The organism is Streptomyces sp. NPDC004561 (assembly GCF_053602155.1).
The window spans coordinates 1-5050 of record NZ_JBSGDB010000580.1; the positions used below are offsets into that span (position 1 = coordinate 1).

Sequence of the window (5050 nt, forward strand, 5' to 3'; positions counted from 1 at the left end):
GTCCTCTCCGTCGGCCGTGAACTGGAGCTGGAACAGGCCCTGCACTCCATCGTGGAGGCCGCGGCGGTCCTCGTGGCCGCCAGGGCTGCTCGACCAGGGCGACGCTCACGCCGTGCCCGGGGAGCACCCGGGCGAGCGCCTGGAGGTCTCGGGCCTCGACGCCGCCGCCGGCCCCGTGGCTCACGGCGAGGACCAGCCGCGCGCTCTCCGCCTCGTGCCAGGTGATGCGGGCTTTCCCGGCGTCGGTCTCGACAGTCTCGATCACATCAGAAGAGTGTGCCCTCTTCGGGCGCCTCCAGCTCCTTCAGCAGCTCCGGGCCGTTGTTGCGGACGTTGCTGACGGCCGTGGAGACCGGGTACGCGCGCATCAGTCCGGCCGGCGGCGGGACCAGCAGCTCACGCAGCTCGTCGGGGTCCGTGCGGGACGGGTCCAGCCAGGCGTCCCAGCGGTCCGGGGTGAGCATCAGCGGCATGCGGGGGTGGATGTCGGCGAGGGAGTGGGGGCCCTCGGCGGGGGCGACGGCGAGCGGGGTGGTCTCCGCCTCGGTGGTGATCACCGAGCAGGTGGCCCACCAGGCCCGCGGATGGTCGTCGGGCAGGGTCCGGTCGCGCCAGAACTCGTACAGGCCGGCCATCGCGAACACCGACCCGTCGGCGGGCAGCACGAAGTACGGCTGCTTGCGGGGCCGCTTCTTCCTGCCCTCGACCTCCAGATCCCGCTCCTCCTTGGCGGTGACCCACTCGAAGTAGCCGTCGGCGGGCACGATGCAGCGGCGGGTGGCGAAGGCCCGGCGGTAGGCGGGCTTCTCGTGCACGGTCTCCGCCCGCGCGTTGATCATCCGGGCGCCGCCCTCCGGGGTCTTCGCCCAGGACGGCACCAGCCCCCACTTCAGCGTGCGCAGCTGGCGAACCGGACGCGGGGAGTCCGCGTCTTTCAGGGGACGGTCGAGAACGGCGTGGACCTCCTTGGTCGGAGCCACGTTGTAGTCCGGTTCCAGGGTCTCCTCGGGCTCCCACTTCTCGATCTCGAAGATTCCTGCGAGATCCTCGGGTCTACGACTGGATGCATACCGTCCGCACATACGTGCCACACTGCCAGACTCCGTAGGACGAGAGGGAGCCCACACCGGAATGGACAGCCTCGCCGCCATCGCGCTGCCCGATCTTTGGGACCGGCTCACCGGCACCCAGCCCGACCCCGATCTGTGGGTGGTGCTCGCCACCCTCGGCGCCGCGCTCGCCGTGGTCGTCCCGCACACCCTGTGGCGGATAGCCCGCAACGCGATCACCATCGCGCACGAGGGCGGACACGGCCTGATCGCCCTGCTCACCGGTCGCCGGCTCACCGGCATCCGGCTGCACTCCGACACCAGCGGCCTGACCGTCAGCCGCGGCAAGCCGTACGGCCTGGGCATGATCCTCACGGCGGCCGCGGGCTACACGGCGCCCTCCCTGCTCGGTCTCGGCGGTGCCGCCCTGCTCGCCGCGGGCCGCATCACGCTGCTGCTGTGGGCGGCGACGGCCCTGCTCGTGGTGATGCTGGTGATGATCCGCAACGCGTACGGCGTGCTGACCGTCGTCCTCGCGGGCGGGGCGTTCCTGCTGGTGTCCTGGCTGACGGGGCCGCAGGTGCAGGCGGCGTTCGCGTACGTGGTGGTGTGGTTCCTGCTGTTCGGGGGCGTACGGCCGCCGTTCGAGCTGCAGGCGAAGCGGTTCCGGGAGGGTGCCGGGGACTCGGACGCGGACCAGCTGTCGCGGCTGACGCACGTACCGGCGGGCCTGTGGCTGTTCCTGTTCCACGCGGTGTCGCTGTGCTCGCTGATCGGCGGGGGGCGCTGGCTGCTGGAAGGTTGATACCGGGCCCTCCTTATAAAGTGGCCCCATGGCCCCGAACACCGCATCCTCCGCCCTCTGGCCCGCCCCGCACGCGAGCGGAGCCGTCGACGCGACGGTCCACGTGCCGGGGTCCAAGTCGGTCACCAACCGCGCCCTCGTGCTCGCCGCCCTCGCCTCCGAGCCCGGCTGGGTGCGCCGCCCGCTGCGCTCGCGCGACACCCTGCTGATGGCGGGCGCGCTGCGTGCGATGGGCGTGGAGATCGAGGAGACGGTGTCGTCCAGCTCCGCCGCGGGCGGCCCGGGCGGCTCGGGCGAGGCGTGGCGGGTGCTCCCGACCGGCCTGCACGGCCCGGCCACGGTGGACGTCGGCAACGCGGGCACGGTGATGCGGTTCCTGCCGCCGGTGGCCGCGCTGGCCGACGGCCCGATCCGGTTCGACGGCGACCCGCGGTCGTACGAGCGCCCCCTGCACGGTGTGATCGACGCGCTGCGTCAGCTCGGGGCCCGCATCGACGACGACGGCCGGGGCGCGCTGCCGCTGACCGTGCACGGCGGCGGGGCGCTGGACGGCGGCCAGGTGTCGATCGACGCCTCCTCGTCCTCCCAGTTCGTCTCGGCCCTGCTGCTGTCCGGACCGCGGTTCAACCAGGGGGTCGAGGTCCGGCACACCGGGGCCACGCTGCCCTCCGTGCCGCACATCCGGATGACGGTGGACATGCTGCGCGCGGTCGGCGCTCAGGTGGACACCCCCGAGTCGGGCGGCGAGCCGAACGTGTGGCGGGTGACGCCGGGCGCGCTCCTCGGCCGGGACGTGACGGTCGAGCCCGACCTGTCCAACGCGCAGCCGTTCCTGGCCGCGGCCCTGGTCACGGGCGGCAAGGTGCTGATCCCGGACTGGCCGGCCCGCACCACCCAGCCGGGTGACCGGCTGCGGGAGATCTTCACCGAGATGGGTGGTTCCTGCGAACTGACCGACTACGGGCTGGAGTTCACCGGCTCGGGCGCCGTGCACGGCATCGATGTCGATCTGGGCGACGTCGGCGAGCTGACCCCGGGCATCGCCGCGGTCGCCGCGCTCGCCGACTCCCCGTCGACCCTGCGCGGCGTGGCCCACCTGCGGCTGCACGAGACGGACCGGCTGGCCGCGCTCACCAAGGAGATCAACGAACTCGGCGGTGACGTCACGGAGACGGCCGACGGTCTGCACATCCGCCCGCGCCCGCTGCACGGCGGCACCTTCCACACCTACGAGGACCACCGCATGGCGACCGCCGGCGCGATCATCGGCCTGGCGGTCGAGGGCGTGCGCATCGAGAACGTGGCGACGACGGCGAAGACCCTGCCGGACTTCCCCGAGCTGTGGACCGGGATGCTCGGGCAGTAGGGACGTAACGCCATGCGCCGCTACGGCAAGCACACCGACGAGGACGACATCCGCAGCCGTCCCAACCGCAAGGGCAATCGGCCGCGTACGAACATCCGGCCCAAGCACGAGGACGCGGCCGAGGGCATGGTCCTCACCGTCGACCGGGGCCGGCTGACCTGCCTGGTCGAGGACCGGGCCGTGACGGCGATGAAGGCCAGGGAGCTGGGCCGCAAGGCGGCGGTGGTCGGGGACCGGGTGGCCCTGGTGGGCGATCTGTCCGGCACGAAGGACACGCTCGCGCGGATCGTCCGCATCGAGGAGCGCACCTCACTGCTGCGGCGCACGGCGGACGACGACGACCCCTACGAGCGGGTGGTCGTCGCCAACGCCGACCAGCTGGCGATCGTCACGGCCCTGGCCGATCCGGAGCCGCGCCCCCGGCTGGTCGACCGCTGCCTGGTCGCGGCCTACGACGGCGGCCTGGAGCCGCTGCTGGTGATGACCAAGTCGGACCTGGCACCGCCGGACAAGCTGCTGGAGCTGTACGGCGACCTGGACATCCCGTTCGTGGTCACCAGCCGCGAGGAACTGGAGAACGGGGACGCGGCGGACCGGGTGCGCGCGCACCTGGACGGCAAGGTCACCGCGTTCGTGGGCCACTCGGGCGTCGGCAAGACGACGCTGGTCAACGCGCTCGTCCCCAAGGACCGGCGCCGTACGACGGGACGTGTGAACGCGGTGACGGGCCGGGGCCGGCACACCACCACCTCGGCGCTGGCGCTGCCCCTCGCCGAGAGCGGCGGCGGCTGGGTCATCGACACCCCGGGAATCCGTTCCTTCGGCCTCGCGCACATCGACCCCTCCCGGGTCATCCACGCCTTCCCGGACCTCGAACCCGGCACGGCGGGCTGCCCTCGCGCGTGCAGCCACGACGAGCCGGACTGCGCGCTGGACGCGTGGGTCGAGGAGGGTCACGCGGACCCGGCGCGGCTGTACTCGCTGCGCCGGCTGCTGGCCACGCGGGAGCGCCGGGAGGGCGACTGACCACAGCGTTGTTTGCCGGGGCCCGAGTTCGGCAAGTGCATAATCGCACCGAACCGGAGATCCGGATCAACGGGAGGACCGCACATGGCGTGGCTGCTGGTCATAGCTGCCGGGTTTCTGGAGACCGGTTTCGCCGTGTGCCTCAAGCTCTCCCACGGATTCACCCGCCTGTGGCCGACGATCGCCTTCGCCACCTTCGCCCTCGGCAGCTTCGGTCTGCTGACCCTGTCGCTGAAGAAGCTGGACGTCGGCCCCGCCTACGCCGTGTGGACCGGGATCGGCGCGGCCGGCACCGCGATCTACGGCATGGTCTTCCTCGGTGACCTGGTCTCCACCCTGAAGATCGTCTCGATCAGCCTCGTCGTCGTGGGAGTGATCGGGCTCCAGCTGTCGGGCTCCGCGCACTAGGGGGACGGCATCGGGGGCGGGTCTCAGCCCTCGACGACGAGGCCGCCTTCGGCGTTCTCCCGGGCCCGTTCAGCGGTGGCGGCCGGGTCACACCGCCTGGCGCGGCAGGACCGCCCGCACCAGCTCGGCCACCCCGCCCTCGCCGGGCGGTGCCGCCACGCAGGACAGGGCGAGGCGTACGACGAGTTCGCAGGAGCGGGCCAGCTCCACGGTGTCGGACGGGGCGGCGCCCGGCCCGGCCAGCACGGTCACGGCGCGCTCCCGGACCGTCCGCACGAGGTCGAGGGGCGTGGGCAGCGGGGCGTCCGCCCGGCGCTGCGCCGGCACCGTCGCGGAGGACGGCACACCGGCCCGCGACGGCGCGGGCAGCCGCTCGCTCCAGCAGCCGGTGAGCAT

At 72.8% G+C, this 5050-nt stretch carries 5 protein-coding genes and 2 pseudogenes; 4 read left to right on the forward strand and 3 right to left on the reverse strand.

The features are described 5' to 3' along the window. Both ACWEN3_RS41175 and ACWEN3_RS41180 read right to left on the reverse strand, forming a co-directional pair. Nucleotides 1–265, reverse strand: a pseudogene (locus ACWEN3_RS41175) (hypothetical protein); the annotation flags it as partial. 1 nt (nucleotide 266) lies between these two features. Further along, the gene (locus ACWEN3_RS41180; protein ID WP_452982258.1) at nucleotides 267–1082 is read right to left on the reverse strand and encodes an SOS response-associated peptidase; all 816 of its coding nucleotides are present in this window, start codon (nucleotides 1080–1082) and stop codon (nucleotides 267–269) included. A 49-nt stretch (nucleotides 1083–1131) separates the two neighbouring features. Here ACWEN3_RS41180 and ACWEN3_RS41185 point away from each other — a divergent pair, with 49 nt between their 5' ends. The 4 genes from ACWEN3_RS41185 (at nucleotide 1132) to ACWEN3_RS41200 (ending at nucleotide 4654) form a co-directional block, all read left to right on the forward strand. Beyond that, nucleotides 1132–1854, forward strand: coding sequence for a M50 family metallopeptidase (locus ACWEN3_RS41185; protein WP_452982260.1), 723 nt, complete (start codon nucleotides 1132–1134; stop codon nucleotides 1852–1854). A gap of 28 nt (nucleotides 1855–1882) precedes the next feature. Further along, nucleotides 1883–3220: a 3-phosphoshikimate 1-carboxyvinyltransferase gene (gene aroA, locus ACWEN3_RS41190; RefSeq protein WP_452982263.1), complete on the forward strand. Its 1338-nt coding sequence runs from the start codon at nucleotides 1883–1885 to the stop codon at nucleotides 3218–3220. A 12-nt stretch (nucleotides 3221–3232) separates the two neighbouring features. Then, nucleotides 3233–4246, forward strand: coding sequence for a ribosome small subunit-dependent GTPase A (rsgA, locus tag ACWEN3_RS41195; RefSeq protein ID WP_452982266.1), 1014 nt, complete (start codon nucleotides 3233–3235; stop codon nucleotides 4244–4246). A gap of 84 nt (nucleotides 4247–4330) precedes the next feature. After that, complete coding sequence (locus ACWEN3_RS41200) at nucleotides 4331–4654, forward strand: DMT family transporter (protein ID WP_452982269.1); 324 nt, start codon at nucleotides 4331–4333, stop codon at nucleotides 4652–4654. An 87-nt stretch (nucleotides 4655–4741) separates the two neighbouring features. Here ACWEN3_RS41200 and ACWEN3_RS41205 read toward each other — a convergent pair. Next, nucleotides 4742–5050: pseudogene (locus tag ACWEN3_RS41205) on the reverse strand (TetR/AcrR family transcriptional regulator); the annotation flags it as partial.

Coding starts and splice junctions, on each gene's coding strand:
- ACWEN3_RS41185 (WP_452982260.1), top strand. CDS start 1,132: ATGGACAGCCTCGCCGCCATCGCGCTGCCCGATCTTTGGGACCGGCTC.
- rsgA (WP_452982266.1), top strand. CDS start 3,233: ATGCGCCGCTACGGCAAGCACACCGACGAGGACGACATCCGCAGCCGT.
- aroA (WP_452982263.1), top strand. CDS start 1,883: ATGGCCCCGAACACCGCATCCTCCGCCCTCTGGCCCGCCCCGCACGCG.
- ACWEN3_RS41200 (WP_452982269.1), top strand. CDS start 4,331: ATGGCGTGGCTGCTGGTCATAGCTGCCGGGTTTCTGGAGACCGGTTTC.
- ACWEN3_RS41180 (WP_452982258.1), bottom strand. CDS start 1,082: ATGTGCGGACGGTATGCATCCAGTCGTAGACCCGAGGATCTCGCAGGA.